The sequence below is a fragment of the Kitasatospora sp. NPDC096077 genome, assembly GCF_040303245.1.
In the GTDB taxonomy this organism is placed as follows: Bacteria; Actinomycetota; Actinomycetes; order Streptomycetales; family Streptomycetaceae; genus Kitasatospora.
On sequence record NZ_JBEOSV010000003.1, the window covers coordinates 108442 to 133686 of the forward strand.

25 protein-coding genes are annotated in these 25245 nt (G+C 74.1%); 6 read left to right on the forward strand and 19 right to left on the reverse strand.

Features of this window, described 5'->3' with window-relative positions; translation table 11 throughout:
• Positions 1-160: 160 nt before the first annotated feature.
• Entirely contained in the window at positions 161-1282 is a 1122-nt protein-coding gene (locus ABTZ03_RS04035; protein WP_350511284.1) for a protein kinase, read from the reverse strand.
• 57 nt (positions 1283-1339) lie between these two features.
• Here ABTZ03_RS04035 and ABTZ03_RS04040 point away from each other — a divergent pair, with 57 nt between their 5' ends.
• Positions 1340-1885: an SHOCT domain-containing protein gene (locus tag ABTZ03_RS04040; protein WP_350511285.1), complete on the forward strand. Its 546-nt coding sequence runs from the start codon at positions 1340-1342 to the stop codon at positions 1883-1885.
• Positions 1886-1926: 41 nt separating this feature from the next.
• Here ABTZ03_RS04040 and ABTZ03_RS04045 read toward each other — a convergent pair whose 3' ends face one another.
• Positions 1927-3909 (reverse strand): serine/threonine-protein kinase, encoded by a 1983-nt coding sequence (locus tag ABTZ03_RS04045; protein WP_350511286.1) that lies wholly within the window; start codon positions 3907-3909, stop codon positions 1927-1929.
• A gap of 253 nt (positions 3910-4162) precedes the next feature.
• Between ABTZ03_RS04045 and ABTZ03_RS04050 the strand changes: the two genes are divergently transcribed.
• Positions 4163-4729, forward strand: coding sequence for a hypothetical protein (locus ABTZ03_RS04050; protein WP_350511287.1), 567 nt, complete (start codon positions 4163-4165; stop codon positions 4727-4729).
• A gap of 120 nt (positions 4730-4849) precedes the next feature.
• Here the strand turns inward: ABTZ03_RS04050 and ABTZ03_RS04055 are convergent, their stop codons facing one another.
• From ABTZ03_RS04055 to ABTZ03_RS04070, 4 genes are all read right to left on the reverse strand, one after another.
• Entirely contained in the window at positions 4850-5977 is a 1128-nt protein-coding gene (locus ABTZ03_RS04055; protein ID WP_350511288.1) for a GuaB3 family IMP dehydrogenase-related protein, read from the reverse strand.
• Between the two features lie 171 nt (positions 5978-6148).
• Complete coding sequence (gene guaB, locus ABTZ03_RS04060; RefSeq protein ID WP_350511289.1) at positions 6149-7651, reverse strand: IMP dehydrogenase; 1503 nt, start codon at positions 7649-7651, stop codon at positions 6149-6151.
• 276 nt (positions 7652-7927) lie between these two features.
• Positions 7928-8512, reverse strand: a complete 585-nt coding sequence (gene shbA, locus ABTZ03_RS04065) for an RNA polymerase sigma factor ShbA (protein WP_400917149.1) — start codon at positions 8510-8512, stop codon at positions 7928-7930.
• Positions 8513-9006: 494 nt separating this feature from the next.
• A complete protein-coding gene (locus tag ABTZ03_RS04070) occupies positions 9007-9618 on the reverse strand; it encodes a response regulator transcription factor (RefSeq protein ID WP_014136228.1) in 612 nt (203 codons plus the stop codon).
• A 561-nt stretch (positions 9619-10179) separates the two neighbouring features.
• On the opposite strand from ABTZ03_RS04070, the gene ABTZ03_RS04075 reads away from it, so the two are divergent.
• A complete protein-coding gene (locus ABTZ03_RS04075; protein ID WP_350503538.1) occupies positions 10180-10506 on the forward strand; it encodes a WhiB family transcriptional regulator in 327 nt (108 codons plus the stop codon).
• Positions 10507-10589: 83 nt separating this feature from the next.
• On the opposite strand, the gene ABTZ03_RS04080 is transcribed toward ABTZ03_RS04075, so the two are convergent.
• The 3 genes from ABTZ03_RS04080 to groES form a co-directional block, all read right to left on the reverse strand.
• Entirely contained in the window at positions 10590-11588 is a 999-nt protein-coding gene (locus ABTZ03_RS04080) for a LysR family transcriptional regulator (RefSeq protein ID WP_350511290.1), read from the reverse strand.
• Between the two features lie 278 nt (positions 11589-11866).
• Positions 11867-13495 carry a chaperonin GroEL gene (gene groL, locus ABTZ03_RS04085; protein WP_350511291.1) on the reverse strand — a complete coding sequence of 543 codons (1629 nt, stop codon included), beginning with the start codon at positions 13493-13495 and terminating at the stop codon, positions 11867-11869.
• Positions 13496-13630: 135 nt separating this feature from the next.
• Complete coding sequence (gene groES / locus ABTZ03_RS04090) at positions 13631-13936, reverse strand: co-chaperone GroES (protein ID WP_350511292.1); 306 nt, start codon at positions 13934-13936, stop codon at positions 13631-13633.
• Positions 13937-14184: 248 nt separating this feature from the next.
• Here groES and ABTZ03_RS04095 point away from each other — a divergent pair, with 248 nt between their 5' ends.
• Positions 14185-14517 carry a hypothetical protein gene (locus ABTZ03_RS04095; RefSeq protein WP_350511293.1) on the forward strand — a complete coding sequence of 111 codons (333 nt, stop codon included), beginning with the start codon at positions 14185-14187 and terminating at the stop codon, positions 14515-14517.
• Positions 14518-14560: 43 nt separating this feature from the next.
• Complete coding sequence (locus tag ABTZ03_RS04100; protein WP_350511294.1) at positions 14561-15748, forward strand: THUMP-like domain-containing protein; 1188 nt, start codon at positions 14561-14563, stop codon at positions 15746-15748.
• Here the strand turns inward: ABTZ03_RS04100 and ABTZ03_RS04105 are convergent.
• The 5 genes from ABTZ03_RS04105 to tsaB form a co-directional block, all read right to left on the reverse strand.
• The gene (locus ABTZ03_RS04105) at positions 15745-16662 is read right to left on the reverse strand and encodes a polysaccharide deacetylase family protein (RefSeq protein ID WP_350511295.1); all 918 of its coding nucleotides are present in this window, start codon (positions 16660-16662) and stop codon (positions 15745-15747) included. The two genes, ABTZ03_RS04100 and ABTZ03_RS04105, sit on opposite strands and share 4 nt — an antisense overlap.
• Before the next feature lie 78 nt (positions 16663-16740).
• The gene (locus ABTZ03_RS04110) at positions 16741-17001 is read right to left on the reverse strand and encodes a hypothetical protein (RefSeq protein WP_350511296.1); all 261 of its coding nucleotides are present in this window, start codon (positions 16999-17001) and stop codon (positions 16741-16743) included.
• Positions 16998-18104: a tRNA (adenosine(37)-N6)-threonylcarbamoyltransferase complex transferase subunit TsaD gene (gene tsaD, locus ABTZ03_RS04115; protein ID WP_350511297.1), complete on the reverse strand. Its 1107-nt coding sequence runs from the start codon at positions 18102-18104 to the stop codon at positions 16998-17000. The genes ABTZ03_RS04110 and tsaD overlap by 4 nt, the downstream gene beginning before the upstream one ends.
• Positions 18097-18576: a ribosomal protein S18-alanine N-acetyltransferase gene (gene rimI / locus ABTZ03_RS04120; RefSeq protein WP_350511510.1), complete on the reverse strand. Its 480-nt coding sequence runs from the start codon at positions 18574-18576 to the stop codon at positions 18097-18099. The genes tsaD and rimI overlap by 8 nt, the downstream gene beginning before the upstream one ends.
• A gap of 23 nt (positions 18577-18599) precedes the next feature.
• The gene (gene tsaB / locus ABTZ03_RS04125; RefSeq protein ID WP_350511298.1) at positions 18600-19256 is read right to left on the reverse strand and encodes a tRNA (adenosine(37)-N6)-threonylcarbamoyltransferase complex dimerization subunit type 1 TsaB; all 657 of its coding nucleotides are present in this window, start codon (positions 19254-19256) and stop codon (positions 18600-18602) included.
• A gap of 156 nt (positions 19257-19412) precedes the next feature.
• On the opposite strand from tsaB, the gene ABTZ03_RS04130 reads away from it, so the two are divergent.
• A complete protein-coding gene (locus ABTZ03_RS04130) occupies positions 19413-19979 on the forward strand; it encodes a hypothetical protein (RefSeq protein ID WP_350511511.1) in 567 nt (188 codons plus the stop codon).
• Positions 19980-19987: 8 nt separating this feature from the next.
• Here the strand turns inward: ABTZ03_RS04130 and ABTZ03_RS04135 are convergent, their stop codons facing one another.
• From ABTZ03_RS04135 to ABTZ03_RS04155, 5 genes are all read right to left on the reverse strand, one after another.
• Complete coding sequence (locus tag ABTZ03_RS04135; RefSeq protein ID WP_350511299.1) at positions 19988-20182, reverse strand: hypothetical protein; 195 nt, start codon at positions 20180-20182, stop codon at positions 19988-19990.
• A 251-nt stretch (positions 20183-20433) separates the two neighbouring features.
• Positions 20434-20928, reverse strand: coding sequence for a tRNA (adenosine(37)-N6)-threonylcarbamoyltransferase complex ATPase subunit type 1 TsaE (tsaE, locus tag ABTZ03_RS04140; RefSeq protein WP_350511300.1), 495 nt, complete (start codon positions 20926-20928; stop codon positions 20434-20436).
• Positions 20929-21073: 145 nt separating this feature from the next.
• Positions 21074-22348 (reverse strand): alpha/beta fold hydrolase, encoded by a 1275-nt coding sequence (locus ABTZ03_RS04145; protein WP_350511301.1) that lies wholly within the window; start codon positions 22346-22348, stop codon positions 21074-21076.
• The gene (gene alr, locus ABTZ03_RS04150) at positions 22345-23544 is read right to left on the reverse strand and encodes an alanine racemase (RefSeq protein WP_350511302.1); all 1200 of its coding nucleotides are present in this window, start codon (positions 23542-23544) and stop codon (positions 22345-22347) included. Before alr ends, ABTZ03_RS04145 begins: the two co-directional genes overlap by 4 nt.
• A 202-nt stretch (positions 23545-23746) precedes the next feature.
• Positions 23747-25222 (reverse strand): NAD(P)H-hydrate dehydratase, encoded by a 1476-nt coding sequence (locus ABTZ03_RS04155; RefSeq protein ID WP_350511303.1) that lies wholly within the window; start codon positions 25220-25222, stop codon positions 23747-23749.
• Positions 25223-25245 lie beyond the last annotated feature (23 nt).

A 25245-nucleotide genomic window follows, 5' to 3' on the forward strand; every position in this document is an offset into this window, starting at 1 on the left:
GCGACCGCTCCCCCTCTCGATTCCACCTGCCGTCACCGCGACCGAAAGCCCGCTGCGGACCGCTGTTCGAACTAATCCCACGGACACCCTAGGCGCACCGTGCCACGCTCGGTAATCTCGCCCACCCACCGGACCCGCGGGACGGCGGACTTCGGGGCCGTCAGCCTGCGAACAGCACCACGGCGACCATTCCCACCACCAGCAGCGCGAACACCCCGCCCACCAGCAACGGGCCCAGCAGGGCCGGGGGTATCCGCGAGGTCCTCCCCCCGTCCGCGCCACCCTCCGGCACCACCCGCGCCGCGCCACCCTCCGGCACCACCCGCGCCGCGCCACCGCCCCGCCCACGCCGTCGCGGCCGCAACGGCACCAGCGGCGCCTCCGGCTTCAGCTCCAGCTCCCGCGCCGCCCGCTCCCCGTCCGCCGGTTCCGGGGCGCCCGCCAGCAGCGCCGCCAGCTCAGCCCACACCGCCTGCGCGGTGGGCCGCAGGCCCGGGTCGGGCTGCAGCAGGCGCTCGGCCAGCGGCGCCAAGGGCCCGCAGAGCGCCGCCGGTTCGCGCCGCCCGTCCCGTACGGCCGTCACCAGCTCCGGCACCCCGCCCTCCGGGAACGGCGCGCGGCCGGTGACCATCCGCTGCAGCAGCACCCCGAGCGCCCAGCAGTCCCCCGCCGGGCCGCCGTCCAGCGGCCAGCGCTCGGCCACCGCGCCGACCAGGGTGGCCCGCACCTCGTACCGGCGCCGTCCGCCCGGCCCGCCGAGGTCCTCGGCCAGCGCCTCCTGCGCCACCCCGTCGAGCAGCCCGCCGAGCATCGCCGCACCGTCCTCGCAGACCAGCACCGACTCGGCGGTCAGATTGCCGTGCGAGAGCCCGGCCTCGTGCAGCGCCCGCAGCGCACCGGCCAGGTCCGCCGCCAACTCGGCCGCCCGGTACGGCGGGAGCGGCCCGCCGGCGAGCTGGTCGGCCAGCGTCCAGCCGGCCGGCCGCTCCTCCACCGTCCACAGCAGCTCGCCCTCGACGAAGGCGCCGACCCCGCGCAGCAGCCGGGGGTGCCAGGCGGGCGCGGCCGAGCCGACCGTCGCCACCCGCCGCACCAGCCGGTCCCCGTGCCCGGGGTTGGGCTCGTCCGGATCCTGACCCGCGGTCAGCAGCGCGGGCAGTTCGACGGCGCGCAGCTGCACGGCCTCGCCGGTCCGCTCGTCCACCGCGAGGGCACGCAGCAGCTCGGGACGGTCCGTCAGCCGGTACCGACCCGCCAACACCTGGCCGGGGCCGCCTCGCATGGCAGTTCCTCTCGCTCGCCGAGCAGCCTACTGAGCGGCTCCTTTACGCTCGGTCCCATGGAATGGACCGACCTGATCGACACCGCCTTCAAGGTGGCGGGCAACAGTAACCAAGCCAATCGGGCCGAGGCCGTCCGCACGGTCGAAGCGGCCGTCATCGACGGCGAGGAGCCCGTCGCCTCCACGGCCGGACGCCATCCCGACCACTTCCGCAAGGGCGTGCTCGTGCTCACCACCCACCGGCTGCTCTTCCTGAAGGACGGAAAGCCTCCGGTACCGGTTCCGCTCACCGCCGTCACCGACGCCACCGTGGCCCGTACCAAGTTCAACGGCGAGGTGCTGACGGTCGTCGCACTGACCGGCTCGCACCGCTTCGAGGAGGTGGTCAAGGCCGAGGTCTTCGCCGAACGGATCCGCGAGGCGGCCCGAACCGCACGCAGCGCCACCCCGCCGCCGGTCCCGGCCCCCGTCGACGCCACCCCCACCGAGCCCTCGGCCGGCGAGCAACTCCTCGGCCAGCTGGAGCGGTTGGCCGCCCTGCGGACCGCCGGCGCCCTCACCGACGAGGAGTTCACCCGGGCCAAGCAGCTCCTGCTCGGCTGACCTCCCACCGAGCCGGCGCCCCGGGGCGTGCCGGACACGCCCTACGGGGCCGGCTGGAAGCTGTTGAACACGACGTCCCGGGCCTGGGCCTGCGCGCCCCACTGCGCGTCCGGGACGATCCAGTAGATCGAGTAGCCGTACTTGGCCGGACTGCCGGTCACGAAGCCCCGGTTGAGCGAGTGGGTCTTGGGCGTGCCGTTGGTCCACTCCCAGTCCGCCGCGTTCGTCCACTGCCGGTAGGTGATCGCCGCCAGGTTGACCCGCTGGTAATTGGTCACCTGGCCACGGACGTTGGGCTCCGAGTCCTGCCAGTCGGCGACGGCGCTGGCCCCCGGCGAGGTGGTCCACTCGATCCGCAGCTGGCTGCCGTCGGCGGAGTTCTTGAAGATCCGCCGGTTGCCGTCGGACCCGGCCGGCTGCAGCCAGTCCGGCAGGACGACGGAGAAGCCGCTCGGGTCCTGGTACGCGTGGAACCCGGCCGGCACCGGAGCGCCGGACGGAGTCGGCGAGGGGGTCTGGGCCGGCGCCTGGGCCGGCGGTGGGGCGGCCGCCGAGGACGCGGGCGTGGCCGGCGGCTCGTCGGGCGTCCCGGCGGGCGCCCCGGCCGCGGCCGGCGACTCGTCGGGCGTCGCGGTCGGGGCCGACTCACCGGCCGGCGCCGACGCGTCCCGACCGGGCGCGGTCGCCGCGACCGGCGCACTGGCACCGGGGCTGTGGGCGCCCGCCCCGTTGGTGGAGCCGTCCCCGCTGCCCACGGCCTGGAGCAGCGCGACGATCCCGGCGATCAGCAGCAGCACGACCACCACGGTCGCGATGGCCAGCCTCCGCCGCCCCTTGCGCGGGTCGGCCCCGGCCGCCTGGGTCGCGCCCATCGTCCACTCGCTGGTGACCGGCCGGATCGACTCGGTGGCCGGCGCCGGCTCGGCGGGCTTCCCGCCCTCGGCCTCGACGGCGGGTTCCCCGTCCCGGGCCCGGCTCCCCACCCGGACCGTCCCCAGCAGCCCGCCGACGGTCCGCTTCGGCTTCTCCTCGGCCTTCGGCTTCGGGTCCGCGTCCGCCTCGGCCTTCGTCCCGGCCTTCTCCGAAGCCTTCTCCGAGGCCTTCTCCCCGGCCTCCCCGGCCTGCTCGCCCGCCGCCGCGGCCACCGACTCCACCGGCATCGCGTGCTCGGTGGTCGACTCAGCCTTCACGGTCGCCTCCGCGACCACCCGCTTGAGCATCGACCGGGTCTGCGCCGCGTCCAGCCGCTTCGCCGGGTCCTTCTCCAGCAGCCCCTCGATCACCGTCAGCAGCGGCCCGGCGTTCGTCGGCGCGGTCAGCTCCTCGGTCATCACCGCGGTCAGGGTGGCCAGCGCCGAACCGCGGTCGTACGGCGGCCGCCCCTCGACCATCGCGTACAGCGTGCCGCCCAGCGACCACAGGTCGGCCGGCGGTCCGGGCTTCTGCCCGCGGGCCCGCTCCGGGGATATGTACGAGGGCGCGCCGACCAGCATGCCGGTGGAGGTGACCGAGGCGTCGCCCTCGACGCTCGCGATTCCGAAGTCGGTGAGCACGACCCGGCCGTCATCGCCGATCAGCACGTTGGACGGCTTGACGTCCCGGTGCAGGATGCCCAGCGCGTGCGCCGCGCTCAGCACGCCCAGCACGTCAAGCGCGATCTCCGCCGCCCGACCGGGGGCCAGCGGCCCGTCCTCCCGGACGACGTCGGCCAGCGAGCGGGACTCCACCAGCTCCATCACGATCCACGGCCGGTCGTCCTCGTCGACCACGTCGAAGACGGTCACCGCCGAGCTGTGCCGGATCCGCGCGGTCGCCTTGGCCTCGCGCAGCGTCCGGACGATCAGCCGGTGCTTCTCCTCCTCGTCGACGCTGGCGTTCATCCGCAGTTCCTTGACCGCGACGGTCCGGCCCAGCATCTCGTCCTCGGCGCGCCAGACGGTACCCATGCCACCGCGTCCGAGCACGCCGTTCAGCCGGTAGCGGCCGGCCAGGAGGCGGCCGGTGGAACCCTGCGCCTGGGTCATTCGGAACGTTCCCCCATGTGCTGCTGGCGGTCGTGGTGACGGCGCGTCGGCCCGGCCGGGCCCGAACGGCCAAGCCTCCATCATCTCCTGTCCGCGGGGGCGACGACCACCCGCCCCCCGGCCCAAGACGGGACGAACCGGAACGGGTGCGACGCTCTGTGCCCGATCTGTGATCGAAAACTCGCCAAGATCTGCCCGAGGCGCTGCTACCGTTCGGCAGCTCATCGTCTTTTCCCGAGGGGACTCGACGCCCATGACCGCACCCGCACCGGGCGCTGACGGCCCATCGCTCCGCTCCCGCACCGCCCAGCACTACTCGGTCGCCCCCGTGCTGGACACCCCCGAGGGCTACGTCGCCCCCGGCATGCCCGGCGTCCCCGTCACCGGCTACGCACCCCACGCCCCCGCCGCCCACCGGCGCCCGCGCCGCCGCCGCACCGCCCTGGCCGTCGCCCTCGCCCTGCTCGCCGCCCTGCTCGGCGGCCTCGCCTACGGCTGCGCCCCGCTGCGCGCCGCCGACAGCCTCGGCTGGCTCACCATCGCCCAGGCCGGCCTGGTCGCCCTCCCGCTCGGCCGCCTCGGCGGCCGGAGCCGCTTACTCCCCGCACTGGCCGCCCTGCTCGCCGCCGGTGCCCTGTTCCTGGGCCAGCTCACCCAGCACCTGCGCCGGCTGCACGCCGCCGGCCCCGCCCCGCACGGCCTGCTGCACGACACCCTCACCACCTGGCGCGCCGAGCTGCGCCCCCTGGACCTGGCCTTCTACGCCATCGCCCTGGTCGGCGGCTTCCTCCTCACCCGCCGCACCGCGAACCGCGGCTGACCGCCCCGCCGGCGCGGCCCCGCCCGAAAGCCCCCACCGGCGCGACCCCGCCCGGAAAACCCGGAGGCCTCCGTCCGGTGGAACCGGACGGAGGCCTCCGTCAGCGCGTCAGCGAACCCCTCAGCGGTGGTCGAGCGCCGGGTTCACCGTCACCTCGACCCGCTGGAACTCCTTCAGCTCCGTGTAGCCCGTGGTGGCCATCGCCCGGCGCAGCGCCCCGAAGAGGTTCATGGTCCCGTCCGGCGTGTGCGAGGGCCCGGTCAGGATCTCCTCGGTGGTGCCGACGGTCCCGAGGTCCACCCGCTTGCCGCGCGGCAGCTCCTCGTGGACGGCCTCCATGCCCCAGTGGAAGCCCTTGCCCGGGGCGTCCGTGGCCCGCGCCAGCGCCGCACCGATCATCACCGCGTCGGCGCCGCAGGCGACCGCCTTCGGGATGTCGCCGCTGTAGCCGACGCCGCCGTCCGCGATCACGTGGACGTACCGGCCGCCCGACTCGTCCATGTAGTCACGGCGGGCCGCCGCCACGTCCGCGACCGCGGTCGCCATCGGCACCTGGATGCCCAGCACGTTGCGGGTGGTGTGGGCCGCGCCCCCACCGAACCCGACCAGCACGCCGGCCGCGCCGGTCCGCATCAGGTGCAGCGCCGCGGTGTAGGTGGCGCAGCCGCCGACGATCACCGGGACGTCGAGCTCGTAGATGAACTGCTTGAGGTTGAGCGGCTCGGCGGCGCTGGAGACGTGCTCGGCCGAGACGGTGGTGCCGCGGATGACGAAGACGTCGACCCCGGCGTCCACCACGGCCTTGGAGAACTCGGCGGTGCGCTGCGGCGAGAGCGCGGCGGCGGTGACCACACCGGAGTCGCGGACCTCCTGGATCCGCTGCTTGATCAGCTCGGCCCGGATCGGCGCGGCGTAGATCTCCTGCAGACGGCGGGTCGCGGCGGACTCGTCGGTGATCGTGGCGATCTCGTCCAGCAGCGGCTGCGGGTCCTCGTAGCGGGTCCACAGGCCTTCGAGGTTCAGGACGCCCAGACCGCCCAGGCGGCCGATCGCGATGGCCTGCGCCGGCGAGACCACGCTGTCCATCGGGGCGGCCAGGAACGGCAGCTCGAAGCGGTAGGCGTCGATCTGCCAGGCGATCGAGACCTCCTTCGGGTCACGCGTACGCCGGCTGGGGACGACGGCGATGTCGTCGAAGGCGTACGCCCGGCGGCCGCGCTTGCCTCGCCCGATCTCGATCTCAGTCACTTCGAGCCCTTCTGGTTTGTTGCTCCATGCCCGCCGGGTCACCCCGGCCGCCCCCAGTATCCCGTACTACCGCTGGTCCCGCCCCGACGGCCCGGCTCCCCGCGCACCCCGAGGGGCCCGCGGCCGCAGTGCGGCCACGAGCCCCTCGGTGGTCGGATCCGGTCCCGTGCGTCAGCGCGACGAGTAGTTCGGCGCCTCGACGGTCATCTGGATGTCGTGCGGGTGGCTCTCCTTGAGGCCCGCCGAGGTGATCCGGACGAACCGGCCCTTGCTCTCCATCTCGGCGACGGTGGCGGCGCCCACGTAGCCCATGGTCTGCCGCAGGCCGCCGATCAGCTGGTACAGCACCGCGGACAGCGGGCCGCGGTACGGCACCTGGCCCTCGATGCCCTCGGCGATCAGCTTCTCGTCGGAGGTGACCTCGCCCTGGAAGTAGCGGTCCTTGGAGAAGGACTTCGCCTGGCCGCGGGACTGCATGGCGCCCAGCGAGCCCATGCCGCGGTAGGACTTGAACTGCTTGCCGTTGATGAACATCAGCTCGCCCGGCGACTCCTCGCAGCCGGCCAGCAGCGAGCCCAGCATCACGGTGTCGGCACCGGCGGCGAGCGCCTTGCCGATGTCGCCCGAGTACTGCAGGCCGCCGTCGCCGATGACCGGCACGCCGGCCGCCTGGCAGGCCGTGGCGGCCTCGTAGATGGCGGTGATCTGCGGCACGCCGATGCCGGCGACGACGCGGGTGGTGCAGATGGAACCGGGGCCGACGCCGACCTTGACGCCGTCCACGCCGGCGTCGATCAGCGCCTGGGCGCCGTCCCGGGTGGCGACGTTGCCGCCGACCACGTCGATCCCGACGGCCGACTTGATCTTCGCGATCCAGGCCAGCGCGTTGTGGCTGTGGCCGTGCGAGGTGTCGACGACCAGGAAGTCCGCGCCCGCCTCGACCAGGGCCTGGGCCCGGTCGAAGGCCTCGGCGCTGGCGCCGACCGCGGCACCGACCAGCAGCCGGCCCTCGGCGTCCTTGGCGGCGTTCGGGTACTGCTCGGCCTTGACGAAGTCCTTGACGGTGATCAGGCCCTTGATCCGGCCCTCGTCGTCGACCAGCGGGAGCTTCTCGATCTTGTGGCGGCGCAGCAGCGCCATCGCGTCCACGCCGGAGATGCCGACCTTGCCGGTGATCAGCGGCATCGGGGTCATGATCTCGCGGACCTGGCGGCTGCGGTCCGACTCGAAGGCCATGTCACGGTTGGTGACGATGCCGAGCAGCTTGCCGGACTCGTCGGCGATCGGCACGCCGGAGATCCGGAACTTGGCGCACAGCGCGTCGGCCTCGGCCAGCGTGGTGTCCGGGCCGACCGTGATCGGGTCGGTGACCATGCCGGACTCGGAGCGCTTCACCAGGTCGACCTGGTTGGCCTGGTCCTCGACCGACAGGTTGCGGTGCAGCACGCCGACGCCGCCCTGGCGGGCCATCGCGATGGCCATCCGCGCCTCGGTGACCTTGTCCATCGCCGCGGACAGCAGCGGGATGTTGACGCGGACGTTCCGGGAGACCCGCGAGGAGGTGTCGACCTGGTTCGGCAGCACCGCGGAGGCCCCGGGCAGCAGCAGGACGTCGTCGAACGTGAGCCCGAGCATGGCGAACTTCTCGGGTACGCCTGCGGCGTTGTAAGACATTTGGGGGTACCTTCCGTGGCCGGCCTTATCCGCTCGCGCCCAGAGGGAAGGGGCGCGTTGATCGCTCACTCGCGCAGACCGCCGAAAGCCGGGTGGGCCGGACTTGGACGAACCTCCAAGGAAACCCCGTGCGCACCCGCGAAACTTTGGCAACCTGCCCAGGCGCCGATACCCCATGGTACTGGCACCGCGAATGTGCCCTCGTGTGCCCTTGACAACAAGCACCCCGGGCGGCTCATTCCGCCCCGCGGAACGCCCCGCCCCCGCCCCTCCGGATCAGGAGGACTCCTCCGCGAGCGCCCGCAGCCGGCTGAGCGCCCGGTGCTGGGCCACCCGGACGGCCCCCGGCGACATCCCGAGCACCTCGCCGGTCTCCTCCGCCGACAATCCGGCGGCCACCCGCAGCAGCACCAGTTCGCGCTGACGGGCCGGCAGGTTGGAGAGCAGCTCCTTGGCCCAGGCCGCGTCGCTGCTCAGCAGTGCCTGCTCCTCCGGGCCGAGCGCCTCGTCCGGCACCTCCGGCAGGTCGTCCTGCGGCACCACGGTCGAACCGGGCCCGCGCATCGCGGCCCGCTGCAGATCGGCGATCTTGTGGGCGGCGATGCCGTAGACGAAGGCCTCGAACGGCCGCCCCTGGTCCTTGTACCGGGGCAGCGCGCACAGCACCGCGACGCAGACCTCCTGGGCCACGTCGTCCACGTGGTGCCGGGCCCCGCCGGGCAGCCGGACCAGCTTGGCGCGGCAGTACCGCAGCGCCAGCGGGTGGACGTAGGCGAGCAGCGCGTCGATGGCCGGGCCCTCACCGCGCACGGCGGCCGCGACCAGTTCGCCCACCAGGGGCGAGCCGCCCGAACCGAGCACCGGCGGGCGCCCCGGACCGGACTCCGTCCCGGAGGAACCGGACGGGCCGGCATCGCCGGGCTCGCCGGGGTCCGCGTACGACGGATCGTGACCCGGGCCGGAGGGCTGGGCCTCACCCGGGTCCGCCTGGCCGGCCGCACCGGCGACATCGTCGCGCATCGGTCCATGGTGCCTGGTCGACCGGGAAAACGCGGCACCGCGTCCGGAGTTGTGCACCGGAACGTTATGCGCTGCGGCACCGTGCGGCGTACCGCGCACCACCGGCCCCTCCTGCACCGTGCCGCCTTCCGCCCCGCCGCCGTGGGTGGTCCCGTCCGTCGCGCCGTCCGCCGAGTGTCCCGCGGCCGTGTGGTTCGCCGCAGTGCCTGTCCGCTGGTCCCCGAGGTGCTCCACTCCTCCATGGTGCAACCTCGGGACCGTAACGTCACACGCCCGTGCGGCACCCGCTCCGGAATTCGACGGCGCCGCACCGCAGCCGGCGGCGCCGCCGACGGTCAGCGGACCAGGCCCCAGCGGAAACCCAGCGCCACCGCGTGTGCGCGGTCGGAGGCCCCGAGCTTCTTGAACAGCCGCCGGGCGTGGGTCTTGACGGTGTCCTCGGAGAGGAACAGCTCGCGCCCGATCTCGGCGTTGCTGCGCCCGTGGCTCATGCCCTCCAGGACCTGGATCTCACGCGCCGTCAAGGTCGGTGCCGCGCCCATGTCGGGGCTGCGCAGCCGACGCGGGGCGAGCCGCCAGGTCGGGTCGGCGAGGGCCTGGGTCACGGTGGCCCGCAGCTCGGCGCGCGAGGCGTCCTTGTGCAGGTACCCGCGGGCGCCCGCGGCCACCGCGAGCGCGACCCCGTCGAGGTCCTCGGCGACGGTGAGCATGATGATCCGGGCGCCCGGGTCGGCGGACAGCAGCCGCCGAACCGTCTCGACCCCGCCGAGGCCGGGCATCCGGACGTCCATCAGGACGAGATCGGAGCGGTCGGCCACCCAGCGGCGGAGGACCTCCTCCCCGTTCGTCGCGGTGGTGACCCGGTCCACACCGGGTACGGTCGCGACGGCGCGGCGAAGCGCCTCGCGGGCGAGCGGGGAATCGTCGCAAACGAGAACGGAAGTCATGACCGTCGTCCTCCGCAGCTGATCCGCGTCACGTTGAGCCTCCTGGCTGGTACGAACCTCTCCGACACGGCCGATCGGCGACGGACTTCGTCCTGATCGCCCCGACTTGCCCGCGATCGTTCCCGACGTCCGGCGCCCGCTAACCGCCTCCGCACTTCCAACGACCGTCACTCGAATGAGTTACGGCCTTCAGGCCATCTCCACCACTGTACGTGGCCAACCCATTACCGATCAGCCGCATCGCGGTGCACACGCCGCTCTTTTGCGCAGCTCGCGCGCGGTGGGCGCACCACCCGCACACCGGTGCGGTGTGTCGCGCGCCCCTCGGCCACCCGATTGCCACGTCCACGCCCGGCAAACCCCTTGCCCACTTTGCCCGTTTTTATAGCTTTCGTATGGTCATTGACTGTTGTGCCAGTGTGTGGGTGACTTGTCCATGGAGTTGCCTTAAGTCATATTTCCAGGTGTCCACACCAGCGCGGGACGCCCCGCCGGGCACCGTTCGGCAGCAGCCCGCCGAAACGCCCGGCCGCCGCCGACCGCCTCTGAAGGGAATGAGCCATGGCAGATTTCTCCCGCCTCCCCGGTCCCAACGCGGACCTCTGGGACTGGCAGCTCTCGGCGGCCTGCCGCGGCGTGGACAGCTCGCTCTTCTTCCACCCGGAGGGGGAGCGCGGAGCCGCCCGCAGTTCGCGCGAGACCAGCGCCAAGGAGGTCTGCATGCGCTGCCCGGTGATCGCCGAGTGCGCGGCGCACGCCCTGGCGGTCCGGGAGCCGTACGGGGTCTGGGGCGGAATGACCGAGGACGAGCGCGAGGAGATGCTGGGCCGCTCGCGGCACCGCCTGGTGGAGGTCCCGCTGACCCCGCCGGCGGTCGCGCAGCGTTAGACCCGCCTCCCCGACGCGCCGTGGAGAAACGTTTCTTCGCGGCGCCCAGGGCCCAGGCGCACCCCATGCAGGGGAGACGTCGGTCAGCGACCGGCCGCCGCGCCCACCAATCGCTCCTGCATCAGCGCCACGGCCGGCACCTCGGCCAGGTCCGGCAGGGTCAGCGCCACCACCTGGCGCACCGCCGGCGCCCCGGAGGCGGTCCGCACCGGCACCGTCGACACACCGTCAGGACGCACCGACTGCAGGGCCAGCCGGGGCAGCACCGCCACCCCGAGTCCGGCCGCCACCAGGCCGACCACCGCCGGGTAGTCGTCGGTGGCGAAGTCGATCCGCGGCTCGAAGCCCGCCCCCGCGCACAGCTCCACCAGGTGCCCCCGGCACTGCGGACAGCCGGCGATCCACTGCTCCCCCGCCAGCTCGGCCAGCTCCACCGGGCCGCCCCGACCGGCCAGCGGGTGGGCGGCGGGCAACAGGCCCACCAGCGGGTCGTCCAGCAGCGGGGTGACCACCAGGTCGGACCAGTCGGTGCCGGCCGACAGCTGCTGGGCCTCCAGGTTCGCCTCGGCCCGCGCCTCGCGCGGCGAGCCGTGCGCCGGCGCCGACACCACGGCCGCGCCGTCGGACTGCGGGTAGCGGAAGGCCAGCGCGAGCTCGCACTCGCCGCCGCGCAGCATCGCCAGCGACTCCGGCGGCTCGGCCTCGACCAGCGACACGCGCACCCCCGGATGGCTGTCCCGCAGCCGGGCGACCGCGGGCGGCACCAGGGTGGAACTCGCGGTCGGGAAGGACACCAGCCGCACCCGCCCGGCCCGCAGCCCGGCGATCGCGGCCACCTCCTCCTCGGCGGCGGAGAGCCCGGCCAGGATTCCGGTGGCATGCTTGAGCAGGACCCGCCCGGCCTCGCTGAGCTGCATCCCGCGGCCCGAGCGGACCACCAGCGGGGTGTCCACCGACTTCTCCAGCGCCTTCATCTGCTGGCTGATGGCAGGCTGCGTACACCCCAGCTCACGGGCGGCGGCGGAGAAGGAGCCGGTGCGGGCGACGGCACGCAGGACGCGCAGATGGCGGGCCTCGATCATGCCTCAGTTATAAGGCAATCTTTGCATTCTGCAAAATTCTACTGATAGTTGAAGCCTGGAACACCGCAGCACCAAGCCCCCGCCCCGCCCCGAGCCGAAGGGGCGCGCCGGTGCCGAAAGGGAGAAGCGAGGGAGCGACGGAGGAGCGAGGGAGCGCCGACCGTGGGCACCGGATCAGAGCGCCCCGGAGGCGAGCGGGCGACAACACAGAGGCCCGGTCCGCACCCCCTCGCGGGGGCGTGGACCGGGCCTCCGGTCAACCGCTGTGGCTATCGGCCTCAGTGCGAGTGGCCGTGACCGCCGTGCGAGTGGCCGGCGTCGGCCTCCTCTTCCTTCTTCTCCACCACGAGGGTCTCGGTGGTGAGCAGCAGGGAGGCGATCGAGGCGGCGTTCTCCAGGGCGGAGCGGGTGACCTTGACCGGGTCGATGACGCCGGCCTTCACCAGGTCGCCGTACTCGCCGGTGGCGGCGTTGTAGCCCTGGCCGGCCTCCAGCTCGGAGACCTTGGAGGTGATGACGTAGCCCTCCAGGCCGGCGTTCTGGGCGATCCAGCGCAGCGGCTCGTGCAGCGCCTTGCGGACCACGGCGACACCGGTGGCCTCGTCACCCGACAGGCCCAGGCCGCCGTCCAGCACCTTGGCGGCGTGGACCAGGGAGGCGCCACCGCCGGCGACGATGCCCTCCTCGACCGCGGCGCGGGTCGCCGAGATGGCGTCCTCCAGGCGGTGCTTGCGCTCCTTCAGCTCCACCTCGGTGGCGGCGCCGACCTTGATGACGCAGACGCCGCCGGCCAGCTTGGCCAGGCGCTCCTGCAGCTTCTCGCGGTCCCAGTCGGAGTCGGTCGCGGCGATCTCGCCCTTGATCTGGGCGACGCGGCCGGCCACGGCCTCGCTGTCACCGGCACCGTCGACGATGGTGGTCTCGTCCTTGGTGATGGTCACGCGGCGGGCGGTGCCCAGCACGTCCAGACCGGCCTGGTCGAGCTTGAGGCCGACCTCCTCGGAGATGACCGTGCCGCCGGTCAGGACGGCCAGGTCGCCGAGGATCGCCTTGCGGCGGTCGCCGAAGCCCGGGGCCTTGACGGCGACGGCGTTGAAGGTGCCACGGATCTTGTTGACGACCAGGGTCGACAGCGCCTCGCCGTCGACGTCCTCGGCGATGATCAGCAGCGGCTTGGAGGCGCCGGACTGCAGGATCTTCTCCAGCAGCGGCAGCAGCTCCTGGATGGAGGAGATCTTGCCCTGGTTGATCAGGATGTACGGGTCCTCGAGGACCGCCTCCTGACGCTCCGCGTCGGTGACGAAGTACGGCGACAGGTAGCCCTTGTCGAACTGCATGCCCTCGGTGAAGTCCAGCTCCACGCCGAAGGTGTTCGACTCCTCGACGGTGATGACACCGTCCTTGCCGACCTTGTCGATCGCCTCGGCGATCAGCTCGCCGACCTGGGTGTCCTGCGCGGAGAGGGACGCGACGGCGGCGACGTCGTCCTTGCCCTCGATCTCGCGGGCGATGGACAGCAGGTGCTCGGAGACGGCGGCGACGGCCTTGTCGATGCCCTTCTTCAGGGCGGCCGGGCCGGCACCGGCGGCGACGTTGCGCAGACCCTCGTTGACCAGGGCCTGGGCCAGCACGGTGGCGGTGGTGGTGCCGTCACCCGCGACGTCGTTGGTCTTGGTGGCGACCTCCTTGACGAGCTGCGCGCCAAGGTTCTCGTACGGGTCGTCCAGCTCGACCTCACGGGCGATGGTGACACCGTCGTTGGTGATGGTCGGGGCGCCGAACTTCTTGTCGATGACGACGTTGCGGCCCTTGGGGCCGATGGTCACCTTGACGGTGTCGGCCAGCTTGTTGACACCGCGCTCCAGCGAGCGGCGCGCGTCCTCGTCGAACTGCAGGATCTTCGCCATGTTCCCTATTCCCTCGGGGCTGCGGCCGGCCGACCGGCCGCCGAACTACGTGAACCAACAACCACGCCCCGGGCCCCTGTCACTAGGGACACGGATCCGGGGCGGGTCGGAACGACTTGCTTCTCGGTACTGCGATTACTTCTCGATGATGGCGAGAACGTCGCGGGCCGAGAGGACGAGGTACTCCTCGCCCCGGTACTTCACCTCGGTGCCGCCGTACTTCGAGTACAGGACGATGTCACCGACGGCGACGTCGAGCGGCAGACGCTGGCCGTCCTCGAAGCGACCCGGGCCGACGGCCAGGACGACGCCCTCCTGGGGCTTCTCCTTGGCGGTGTCCGGGATAACCAGGCCGGAGGCCGTGGTGGTCTCGGCGTCGAGCGGCTGGACCACGATGCGGTCCTCGAGCGGCTTGATGGCAACCTTGCTGCTGGTGGTCACGTCCGAGCTCCCCTTCGGAGATTACGGGGTTTTCTAACGGGTAGGTGGCGAACCTGCGGGCCTGCCGTCGCGGGGGTCAGACACGCGTCTTCGCGTTAGCACTCCCCAGTGGGGAGTGCCAAGGACGACCATAGGCCGCCGCTAGCACTCAGTCAACCAGAGTGCCAACGGCGCGCCAATGGAGCCCGCTCCGCGGTTGAGTAGCCGTACTCATGTGCGACCGCTGCGCCCACGGCCAGACTCGTGCCATGACCGACACCCCGGCCCGCATCGGCCCGTCCCGGTTGAAGGACGCTTCCCTCTCCCTGCTGTCGCTGCCCCTGCTGGGGGCCGTACTCCCGTTGGCCGTCTTCTCCCTCGTCTGCGCCCTCGGCTCCGGCCCCGGCCACGGGGACGACGGCGACGGCCTCATGTGGGCCTTCCTGGGGTACGGGATGATCGCCGGCCCGCTCGTCGCCCTGGTGGTGGACGTCGTGGTCGCCGTGCGCAGCCACCGGACGGGCTACCGGTACCTCCCCGTCGCCGCCGCGCTCTCCCCGTTCGTCGCCCCGGCCCTGCTCTCCACGGGCGCCCTCTGGTGAGCACGCCGCCGCCCCGGTACCCGCGACCCGCGAGAATGGGCCCGTGGACACCGAGAACCTCCAGCCCCTGCTGACCCCCGAGGGTCAGGCCCTGCTCGCCGAACTGCGCGAGTTCGCCCCCGAGGAGGAGCTGGCGCTGGCCACCCGGCTGCGGCGGGAGCACCCGGCGGAGCTGGTGTCGGCGGCGTTCGGGCAGGCGCGGCTGCGGCAGCGGGCGCGGGCGAAGTTCGGGGCGGACGCCGACCTGATGTACTTCACGCCCAACGGGGTCGAGCAGTCCACCCGGCGCAGCGTGGCCGAGTGGCGGGCCCGGCGCTTCGCCGAGTTGGGCGTACGGCGGCTCGCCGACCTGTGCTGCGGCATCGGCGGGGACGTGCTGGCGCTGGCCCGGGCCGGGATCCGGGTGCTGGCCGTCGACAAGGACCCGGCGGCCTGCGCCGCCACCGCCGCCAACGCCGCCGCGCTGGGCCTCGCCGAGCTGGTCGAGGTGCGCTGCGCGGACGTCGCCGAGGTGGACGTCACCGGCTACGACGCGGTGTTCACCGACCCGGCCCGGCGCACCTCGCGCGGCCGGGTGTTCGACCCGGAGGCGTACGCCCCGCCGCTCTCCTGGGCGATCGAGGCCGGGCGGCGGACCCCGATCGGCGCCCTGAAGGTGGCCCCGGGCATCCCGCACGAGGCCGTCCCGGCGGACGCCGAGGCCGAGTGGGTCTCCGACCACGGGGACGTCAAGGAGGCGGTGCTCTGGTTCGGCACCGGGGCGGCCCGTCCGCACCGCGCCACCCTGCTGCCGCACGGCGCGAGCCTGACCGGCGGCGACCTGCCCGACCCGCCGGCCGGCCCGGTCGGGCGCTACCTGTACGAGCCGGACGGCGCGGTGATCCGGGCCCATCTGGTGGCCGAGGTGGCCGAGCAGGTCGGCGGCCGGCTGATCGACCCGAAGATCGCCTACGTGACCTCGGACCGGCTGGTCGCCACCCCGTACGCCCACGCCTTCGAGCTGACCGACGTGCTGCCGTACCACGTCAAGAAGCTGAAGGCGCTGCTGCGCGAGCGCGGCGTCGGCACGGTGGTGATCAAGAAGCGCGGGATGGCGATCACCCCGGAGGAGCTGCGCCGGCAGCTCAAGCCCTCCGGGCCGAACAGCGTCACGGTGATCCTCAGCCGCACCGACAACGGGCCGCTGATGATGCTGGGGCAGCCGGTGACGGGCCTCCAGGGCGCGCCCTAGGAGGCCGGCGCCTGGATGTAGTCCTCCAGCCGGGCCACCGAGAAGCCCTGCTCCTGGATCCGGGCCAGCAGGTCCCCGAACATCTGGGTCATGGTGGCGCCCTTGAGCTCCTTGGGGCCGCGGAAGTGCGCCAGGATGATGTCGCCGGGCTTCAGCTTCTTGTCCGCCGCCTGGTACTGCATGTCGTGGATCTGCATCGACTCGCGCCAGAGCACGATCGCCCGCGGCCCGCACTGCTGCACCGAGGTGTTGAGCATCGGGGTGTTGGCGCCGTCGCCGAACGGCGGGCGGAACAGCAGCGGGGCGGTGCCGTACTGCTGGGTGAGCGCGGCCTGGTCCTCGCAGATCTCGGACTTCTGCTTGTCCGCCGACAGCTTGCTCATCACCGGGTGGGTGACGGTGTGGTTCTGGATGTGGTTGCCCAGCGCCTGGAGCGGCTTGAAGTAGCCGTAGTCGTTCTTGACGATGTCCTTGGTCAGGAACATCGAGATCGGCACCTTGAGGTCGGTCAGCATCTCGACGAACTTCGGGTCCTTCTCGGCGCCGTCGTCGATGGTGACGAAGACGACCTTGTCGCTCGTCTTCACATCGCTGAACACCGGTACGGTGCCGGTGCGTTCGAGCTTGATGGGCTTGTCGGCGGGCGGCGCGGGGGCCGGGGCGAGCGGCTTGAGGTTCCACTTCGCCCAGGCCGCGGCGTCGCCCTGGGCCGGGGCCGCGCCGGGCGTGGTGGCGGCGGCGGTCGGCGTCCCGCCGGCGGCGGACGCCGGCCCGGACGCCGCCGTGGTCGCCGTGTTCCCGGCCGGGGCGGCGCTGCCGCCGCCCCCGTTGTCGCCGCACGCGGTGGCGAAGGCCAGCAGCGCCAGCGCCCCCGCCGCGTACGTCCTGGTCCTGCTCAGCCCGTCCCTGTTCACCGCAGCGCGCTCCCGGTCCCGTCCAGCCATCTCTCAGCTAGCACGGTAGCGGCCGCGGCGGCGGTTCCCCGCCGCGGCCTACTCGACGTGCTCGCTGGTGAAGGACCAGCGGTGCACCGGCCGGCCGAGCAGCTCGGCCGGCGGGTCGGCCACCGGCACCGGCTCGCCGCTCCACCAGGTGATCAGCAGCACCCGTTCGCCCGCCGCGGCGAGCAGCTCGGCCCGCTCCAGCCCGGCCGCACCGCGCACTGCGGGCAGCGCCGACTCCCGTACCCAGGCGGCGAGTTCGGCCCCGCGGCCGTCCGCCGCCCGGGCCTCCCACATGGCGGCGACGGTCACGCCGCACCGCCGCCGAGGGCGTCGTAGGCCTGGCCGTGGAGGTCGCCGTGGCCGATCGCCGTGGCCGGGACGTGGGTGTCGGTCACCGGCAGCGAGGAGTCGGCGGACAGGTCGAAGGCGGAGGGGGTGCGGCCGCGCCACACCATCTCGGAGCCCAGCGCCGCCACCATCGCGCCGTTGTCGGTGCACAGGCCCGGCCGGGGCACCCGCAGCCGGATCCCGGCCCGGTCGCAGCGCTGCTGGGCCATCTCACGCAGCCGGGAGTTGGCCGCGACGCCGCCGCCGATCATCAGGTGGTCGACGCCGTTGTCCTTGCACGCCTTGACGGCCTTGCGGGTGAGCACGTCGGTGACCGCCTCCTGGAAGGAGGCCGCGACGTCGGCGATCGGCACCTCCTCGCCGGCCCGGCGCTTGGCCTCCACCCAGCGGGCGACGGCGGTCTTCAGGCCGGAGAAGGAGAAGTCGTACGCGGGGTCGTTCCGGCCCGACAGGCCGCGCGGGAAGTTGATCGCCTTGGGGTCGCCCTCGCGGGCCGCCCGGTCGACGATCGGGCCGCCCGGGAAGCCCAGGCCGAGCACCCGGGCGACCTTGTCGAAGGCCTCGCCGGCCGCGTCGTCGATGGTCGCGCCGAGCGGGCGGACGTCGGTGGTGATGTCCTCGCTGAGCAGCAGCGAGGAGTGCCCGCCGGAGACCAGCAGGGCCATCGTCGGCGAGGGCAGCCGGCCGTGCTCCAGCTGGTCGACGCAGATGTGCGAGGCGAGGTGGTTGACGCCGTACAGCGGCTTGTCCAGCGCCCAGGCGTACGCCTTCGCCGCGCTGACGCCGACCAGCAGCGCGCCGGCCAGGCCGGGGCCGGCGGTGACGGCGATGCCGTCCAGGTCGCTGGCCTTGATCCCGGCGGTGTCCAGGGCGCGCTGGATGGTCGGGACCATCGCCTCCAGGTGGGCGCGGCTGGCGATCTCCGGGACGACGCCGCCGAAGCGGGCGTGGTCGTTGACGCTGGAGGCGACCGCGTCGGCCAGCAGGGTGGTGCCGCGCACGATGCCGACGCCGGTCTCGTCGCAGGAGGTCTCGATGCCGAGGACGAGCGGTTCGTCAGCCATGGGGGGTGTCCTTAGGGTCCTTCGGGTCAGTGCTCGGGTGTTCGAGGCGCATCACCAGCGCGTCGATGTCGGCGGGCTGGTAGTAGCCGCGCCGGATGCCCACCGGTTCGAAGCCGTGCCGCTCGTACAGCCGCTGGGCGCGCCGGTTGTCCACCCGCACCTCCAGCAGCAGATCGGCGCAGCCGCGCCGGGCGGCCTCGTGGATCAGGTCGGTGAGCAGGGCGGTGCCGAGGCCGGCGCCCTGGTGGCGCTCGTCGACGGCGATGGTCTGGACGTCGCCCTCGTCGGCCACGGTCATCAGACCGGCGTAGCCGACGATCGTGCCGTCCGCGGCGGTGGCGACCGAGTAGTGGCGGGTGCCGCCGGGGTGGGCCTCGGCGAGCTCGGACCAGAACATCCCGTGGGACCAGGCGTCCTCGGGGAACAGCCGGAGCTCCAGGTCCATCACCGGATCGATGTCCCACCAGCGCATCGGGCGCAGGGTGGTGCCGTCCTTCACGCCGGGAGCACCGCCTTGTAGCCCGCCGGGACCTGGGCGTCCGGGCGGCGCAGGTACAGCGGGACGTTCGGCAGCAGCTCGCGCCCGGCGGCCAGCTCGGCGGCGGCGAAGCCGGCCAGGGCGCCGGCCGAGACGTGCTCGGGACCGTGCCCGCCCGGGAAGGCGTCCGGGTAGAGCAGCGCCCCGGCGCCCACCGAGCGGGGCGCGGGGGTCAGCTCGGCCGGGCGGTCCACGCCGGGGCCCTCGGTGCGGTTGCCCTCGGCGTCGTACGAGGCCCAGTAGACCTCCTTGCGGCGCGCGTCGGTGGCGACCGTGAACGGCTGCCCGGCCAGGCCCTCGGCGCGGGCCTGGAAGGCGATCGCGTCCAGGGTGCACACGCCGTGCACCGGCAGGCCGAGCGCGTGGCCGAGCGCGGCGGCGGTCACCAGGCCGACCCGCAGGCCGGTGTACGGGCCCGGGCCGACGCCGACCGCGATGCCGGTGAGCCGGTGCTTGTCCACCCCGGCGGCCCGCAGGACCTGGTCGATCGCGGGAAGCAGCAGTTCGCCGTGGCGCCTGGCGTCGACCTGGTGGGTCTCGGCGAGGACGGCCGTGCCGTCGTGGACGGCGGCGGTGACGGCGGGGGTAGCGGTGTCGAACGCGAGCAGCAGCACGGGTCAAGGTTAGACCGCCGTTGGGCCGACCGGTCGATCGAGCTGGTGTCCCCATTCGGAACACACGTACTGGGCGCTGCCGACCCGCCCGGGGGACCTGGCACGATAAGGGCGGTACGAACAGCGGACGGCGGCGGGAGCGGGCACGTGGCGAAGATGGGTCCTGGAGTGGTGGTCACGGGGTTGACCCTGGGGGCCCTGGCGGTGGTGAGCCTGCTGGCCTTCCAGGCCAACGGTGCGCAGGACCGCGCCGGCGGAACCCGCCCGACCGTCGCATCGACGACCACCGGCCCGGCCGCCTCGGCCACGCCGAGCGCCTCCGCCACCCCGACCGTGCCGCCGCTGCCGGCCACCTCGGGCAGCGGCACCAGGGTGGTGTACTCGGCCGGCAGCCACTTCGTCTGGCTGGTCGACCCGAAGAAGAACCCGCAGGTCGCGGCCGCCTTCCCGGTCACCCCGGGCTCGATCGAGCCCACCCCGGGCAGCTACTCGGTGTACAGCCGCACCCAGACCGCCACCGGGACGGACGGCAAGCAGATCGAACACGTGGTGCGGTTCGCCCAGCAGAACGGCGTGGTGTTCGGCTTCAGCGCGGCACTGGACGGCGCCACCCCGACCGCCGACCCGAAGACCAAGACCGGCGGCATCCGCAGCGGTCGCGCCGACGGGCAGCTGCTCTGGGACTTCGCGCCGAACGGCACCAAGGTGGTCGTGGTCGCCTGAGCCGGGCGCTACGCGGCCCGGGGCGTCCCCGCCTCGGGCTCCTCGGCCTGCCGGGGTGCCGGTTCGGGCGGGGTGGACACCGCCTCGGCGGCCGCGCAGGCGGCCAGCAGCGCCCGCATCGGCTCCCCCGGAGCGCGGCGGACGGACTCTCCGGCCCCGGCGGTGCGCGTGGCACGCTCCGGGGCGGGGGTGGGGCTCGACATGGCGCCTCCCTAGTTAGGCAGACCTAACCGCAGCACCCATCCCACCACGCCCGGCACCCCGCCCGCAACACCTTGCCGACAGCCTGTCGGCAAAACGGTGGAACCCGATCGACTACTCGCCCGCTCGCTTCCGGGGCGCTCGGACCCGATGCCGACGGTCGGCGCTCCGGCGCTCGTGCCTCGCCAGTCGTTTCTCCCTTTCGGCAGCGGCGCGCCCCTTCGGCTCGGGGCGATTGGTGCGGGGGTGCGGCTCAGGCCAGCTCCGCCAGTTCCACGCCCGACCAGCGCTCGCCGATGCCGACCAGCACCACCCGGCGCGGGTCGTGGTCCTCCCCGGCGGTGTCGCCGATCGCCCGCTCGATCCGCACCTCCAGCCGGTCCTCGGACAGCCGCTCGACCTTGCCCTCGCCCCACTCGACCACGACCACCGACTCCGGCAGCGAGACGTCCAGGTCGAGGTCCTCCATCTCGTCCAGGTCCCCGCCCAGCCGGTACGCGTCCACGTGCACCAGGGCCGGCCCGCCGACCAGCGAGGGGTGCACCCGGGCGATCACGAAGGTCGGCGAGGTCACCGCGCCGCGGACCTGCAGCCCCTCCCCCAGGCCGCGGGTCAGCGTGGTCTTCCCCGCCCCCAGCTCGCCGGAGAGCAGCACCAGGTCACCCGGCCGCAGCAGCGCGGCCAGCTCCCGGCCGAGCCGGCCCATCCGGTCCGGAGTGGGGACGGTCAGAGTGGCGTGCGAGCCCATGCGCGTGTCTTGCCCTTCGGTCCGGAGCGGCGCGCCGACCACCGGCCGCCACCGCTACGGTGCCACATCGCCGCACCCCGCCGCCGCGCCCGGGGGCTCGGGCGGGCCGCGGGCCGGGTCTCAGGACCGGGCCGCGGACGCGGCCTCAGGCCGGATCGACGGCCGTGGCACCGGACGGCTGCCCGGACGGCTCCCCGGACGGGTCCGCAGCCGGCGGTTCGTCGGCGAGTTCCAGGACGGCGGGCGGCAGCGGCGCGGCGCCCGCGAAGTCGGCGGCCCGGCGCAGCAGCAGCGCCAGCTCGTGGTCGACCAGCTCCGGGCGCTCCAGCAGCACCAGGTGCCCGGCGCCCTCGACCAGGACCAGTTCGGCGCCCGGCAGCCGCTCCGCCATCGCCTCGCTGTGCGCGGAGGGCGTCAGCAGGTCCTTCGTCCCCGCCAGCACCAGGGCCGGCAGGCCGCGCAGGGCGGCCAGCGCCCCGTACTTCTCGTGCGCGCCGAACACCGGGTAGAACTCGGCGACCACGTCGATCGGGGTGGCGTCCAGCAGCTGTTCGGCGAAGCGCACCACGCCGGGGTCGACGTCCCGGCTCCCGAAGGAGAACCTCCGGTAGAAGACCGCGGCCACCTCCGAGCCGAGCCGCCGGCTCGCCTCCACCAGCTCGACCTGACGGCCGAGCAGCTTCACCACCCCGGGCGCGACCTTCTTGAACAGCTTGGCCCCGGCCTTCGGCAGACCGAGGCTCACCTCGTTCCAGTCCCCCGCCAGAGTGCCGATCAGCGCGACCCCGGCGACCCTCCCCCGGAACAGCTCCGGATACTGGTCCGCCAGCGCCATCACCGTCATGCCGCCCATCGAATGGCCCACCAGCACCAGCGGCCCGGTCGGCGCGACCGCGTCGATCACCGCCTTGAGGTCGCCGCCCAGCTGGTCGATGCCGGCCGGCTCGCCCGCCAGGTACGAGCGGGAGCGCTCGGAGCGGCCGTGGCTGCGCTGGTCCCAGAAGACCAGTCGCAGGCCCTCGCGCAGCGCCGCCCGCTGGAAGTGCCAACTGTCCTGGTTGAGGCAGTAGCCGTGGCTGAACACGACGGTCAGCGGCTCCGCGGAGCCGGTGGCCCGCTCGGTGTCCTCCCAGCCGGTGCCGTCCAGCTCGACGTACAGCTCGGTGCCGTCCGGCGCGGCCACCGTCCGCGGGCGCCCGCGCAGCGAGCCGTACGGCGCGGCCGCGTCCAGCTCGGCCCGGGCCCGGCGGCGCATCGCCCGGCCGACGGTCAGCCGTTCGATCGCGACGCCCGCGGCCGCACCGGCCGCCAGTACGCCGACCGAGATCCCGATCACGCCGGCCCGGCTCACCCCGGAGGCCGCGTCGGCCGCCTTGGCCACCGCCGCGACCGGGTTGCCGCCGCCCGGCGTGTCGGTCATGCCGTGCGACCCCCGTCGTGGCCGCCGCCCAGGTAGCGGCGGGGCACCCGGGCGCCGATCCGGGTGATGATCTCGTACGAGATGGTGCCGCAGGCCCGGGCCCAGTCCTCGGCGGTCGGCTCGCCCTGCTCGCCGTTGCCGAACAGCAGCACCTCGTCGCCGACCTCGGGGGTGTCACCGCCCAGGTCCACCACGAACTGGTCCATCGCCACCCGGCCGGCCACCGTGCGCCACTTGCCGCCGATCTGCACCGGGCCGGTGCCGCTGGCGTGCCGCGGGACGCCGTCGCCGTAGCCGAGCGGGACCAGGCCCAGCGTGGTCGGGCCGGGCGTCACGTAGTGGTGGCCGTAGCTGACCCCGTGCCCGCCGGGGACGTGCTTGACCAGCGCCAGCCGGGCGGACAGCGACATCACCGGGCGCAGCCCGAAGTCGGCCGGGGAACCCACCTCGGGCACCGGCGACAGCCCGTACGCGGCCAGGCCGGTGCGGACCAGGTCGAAGTGCGACTCGGGCAGCAGCAGGGTCGCCGGGGAGTTCGCGAGGTGCCGCACCTCCGGGCGCACCCCGGCGGCCTCGGCCTGCGCCAACGCAACGCGGTAGGAGTCCAGCTGGGCCCGGATCGACGGGTGGCCGGGCTCGTCGGCGGCGGCGAAGTGCGACCAGATCCCGACGACCTCCAGCAGCCCCCCGACCTCGGCGCGCCGCGCCTCGGCCAGCAGCTCCGGCCAGTCGTGCGGCTGGCAGCCGTTGCGGCCGAGGCCGGTGTCGGCCTTCAGGTGCACCCGGGCCGGCACGCCGGTCTCCCGAACGGCCGTCAGCAGCTCCTCCAGCGCCCACCGGCCGCTGATCGAGATGTCCAGGTCCGCTCGCAGCGCCTCGCGCCACGGCCCGCCGGGCGTCCACAGCCAGCACAGGATCCGGGCCTGCTCCGGGCGGATGCCCCCGGCGCGCAGCGCCAGCGCCTCCTCGGGCGTCGCGCAACCGAGCCAGCCGACCCCGTTCGCGACCGCCTCGCGGGCGCACGCGACCGCGCCGTGGCCATAGGCGTCCGCCTTGACCGCGAGCATCACCGCCGAGCTCCCGACGCGCTCGCGCAGGGCAGCGAGGTTGCCGCGCAGGGCGGCGAGATCGATGGTCGCCTCGGCCCGTACGCCGTCGGTGAGGGTGGCCGTGCCGGTCGTGTTCGCAGTTGTCATCAGGGTCAGTCTCCCAGACGTCCCGGAGTCCTCGCCGAACGGCCCGGCTGCGCGGCGGTCCGCGCCACGGCCTCCCGCACCCCGCCGACCTGCGGTGGACGGCCCGTTCGCCCTGGGGAGGACGCGGCGAACGGACGTTCCGGTTCCGCCCGCCCGGCGCGCCCTACAACCGTCGGACCGCCCTGGGGCCGTCGGACACGCCCTACGACCGTCGGACCGCCCGCCAGACCCCCGGCAGCGCCTCCGCCACCGCGAGCGCCGTCACCGGCGCGCCCGGGTCGCCGGCCGCCTCCCGGCCCGCCAGCCCGTGCAGGTAGGCGGCCACCGAGGCGGCGTCCAGCGAGGACAGGCCGGCCGCCAGCAGGGAGCCGGCCAGACCGGCCAGCACGTCCCCGCTGCCCGCGGTGGCGAGCCAGGAGGTGCCGGTGGGGTTCACCCGGACGGCCCCGCCCGGGTCGGCGACCACGGTGGTGGAGCCCTTCAGCAGCACGGTGGCCCGGTACCCGGCGGCCAGTCGGCGGGCGGTGGCCAGCCGGGCCGCGGCCAGGTCGTCGGCGGCCGGCGGCGGGGTGCCCTCGGCGCCGGCCAGCAGCCGGGCCGCCTCCCCGGTGTGCGGGGTGAGCAGGGTGGGCGCGGTCCGGCCGGCCAGTGCGGACGGGCCGAGCCGGCCCAGTTCGGTCAGCCCGTCCGCGTCCACCAGCACCGGGACGTCGCTCGCCAGCGCCTCGGTCAGCGCCTGCCGCGCCCCCTCGCCGCCGCCCGGCCCGACCACCCAGGCCTGCACCCGGCCGGCCCCGGCCGGGCCGCCCTCGGTGACCAGCGTCTCCGGGAAGCGCCGCACCACCTCCTCGGCCGCCGTGCCGACGTACCGGACGGCGCCCGCACCCCCGCGCAGCGCCCCGGCGACCGCCAGCACCGCCGCACCCGGGTACCGCGCCGAACCGGCCGCCACCCCGACCACGCCGCGCCGGTACTTGTCGCTCTCCGCGCCCGGCAGCGGCAGCAGCCCCGCCACGTCCGCGTGCTGCAGGGCCGTCACCTCCGGCTCCGGCGGCTCCAGCCCGATGCCCACCAGCTGCACGGCGCCCGCGTACTCGGCGCCCGGATCGATCAGCAGCCCGGGCTTGTGGGTGCCGAAGCAGACCGTGACGTCCGCGCGCAGCGCCTCGCCGGGCACCTCGCCGCTGTCCGCCTCGACCCCGCTGGGCAGGTCCACCGCGACCACCACCCCGCGCCGCCCGGCCCGGGCGTACGGCACCGCCTCCGGACGCAGCCCGCCCCGGCCGCCGATCCCGACGATCCCGTCCAGCACCAGGTCCGCGCGCGAGAAGTCGGCCAGGCCGACCTCCTGTTCCGCCGTCACCCGTCCGCCCGCCGCCCGCAACGCCGCCAGCCCACCCGGATGCGCCTTCCCGGGCGCCAGCAGCACCGCCGTCACCCGCGCCCCGCGCCGCGCCAGCGCCGCACCCGCGTACAGGGCGTCACCCCCGTTGTCCCCGCTGCCCGCCAGCACCGTCACCCGGCTGCCGTACACCCGCCCCCGACGCCGGATCAGCAACCGCGCACAGGTCGCCGCCAACCCGGCGGCCGCCCGCTGCATCAGCGTGCCCTCCGGCAACCGCGCCATCAGCTCGGCCTCGGCGGCCCGGACGACGTCCACAGGGTGTGCATGACGCATGGGGAGAACTCCTTCAGCAGTCG

Coding starts and splice junctions, on each gene's coding strand:
- rimI (WP_350511510.1), bottom strand. CDS start 18,576: ATGCGCTGGTGGGACATCGATCCGGTGATGGACCTGGAGCTCCGGCTG.
- ABTZ03_RS04075 (WP_350503538.1), top strand. CDS start 10,180: ATGGCAGATTTCTCCCGCCTCCCCGGTCCCAACGCGGACCTCTGGGAC.
- ABTZ03_RS04070 (WP_014136228.1), bottom strand. CDS start 9,618: ATGACTTCCGTTCTCGTTTGCGACGATTCCCCGCTCGCCCGCGAGGCG.
- ABTZ03_RS04095 (WP_350511293.1), top strand. CDS start 14,185: ATGACCGACACCCCGGCCCGCATCGGCCCGTCCCGGTTGAAGGACGCT.
- ABTZ03_RS04145 (WP_350511301.1), bottom strand. CDS start 22,348: ATGACCGACACGCCGGGCGGCGGCAACCCGGTCGCGGCGGTGGCCAAG.
- ABTZ03_RS04080 (WP_350511290.1), bottom strand. CDS start 11,588: ATGATCGAGGCCCGCCATCTGCGCGTCCTGCGTGCCGTCGCCCGCACC.
- alr (WP_350511302.1), bottom strand. CDS start 23,544: ATGACAACTGCGAACACGACCGGCACGGCCACCCTCACCGACGGCGTA.
- ABTZ03_RS04045 (WP_350511286.1), bottom strand. CDS start 3,909: ATGACCCAGGCGCAGGGTTCCACCGGCCGCCTCCTGGCCGGCCGCTAC.
- tsaD (WP_350511297.1), bottom strand. CDS start 18,104: ATGGCTGACGAACCGCTCGTCCTCGGCATCGAGACCTCCTGCGACGAG.
- guaB (WP_350511289.1), bottom strand. CDS start 7,651: ATGTCTTACAACGCCGCAGGCGTACCCGAGAAGTTCGCCATGCTCGGG.
- ABTZ03_RS04135 (WP_350511299.1), bottom strand. CDS start 20,182: ATGTCGAGCCCCACCCCCGCCCCGGAGCGTGCCACGCGCACCGCCGGG.
- ABTZ03_RS04155 (WP_350511303.1), bottom strand. CDS start 25,222: ATGCGTCATGCACACCCTGTGGACGTCGTCCGGGCCGCCGAGGCCGAG.
- ABTZ03_RS04035 (WP_350511284.1), bottom strand. CDS start 1,282: ATGCGAGGCGGCCCCGGCCAGGTGTTGGCGGGTCGGTACCGGCTGACG.
- ABTZ03_RS04040 (WP_350511285.1), top strand. CDS start 1,340: ATGGAATGGACCGACCTGATCGACACCGCCTTCAAGGTGGCGGGCAAC.
- groL (WP_350511291.1), bottom strand. CDS start 13,495: ATGGCGAAGATCCTGCAGTTCGACGAGGACGCGCGCCGCTCGCTGGAG.
- ABTZ03_RS04130 (WP_350511511.1), top strand. CDS start 19,413: ATGGGTCCTGGAGTGGTGGTCACGGGGTTGACCCTGGGGGCCCTGGCG.
- ABTZ03_RS04050 (WP_350511287.1), top strand. CDS start 4,163: ATGACCGCACCCGCACCGGGCGCTGACGGCCCATCGCTCCGCTCCCGC.
- tsaE (WP_350511300.1), bottom strand. CDS start 20,928: ATGGGCTCGCACGCCACTCTGACCGTCCCCACTCCGGACCGGATGGGC.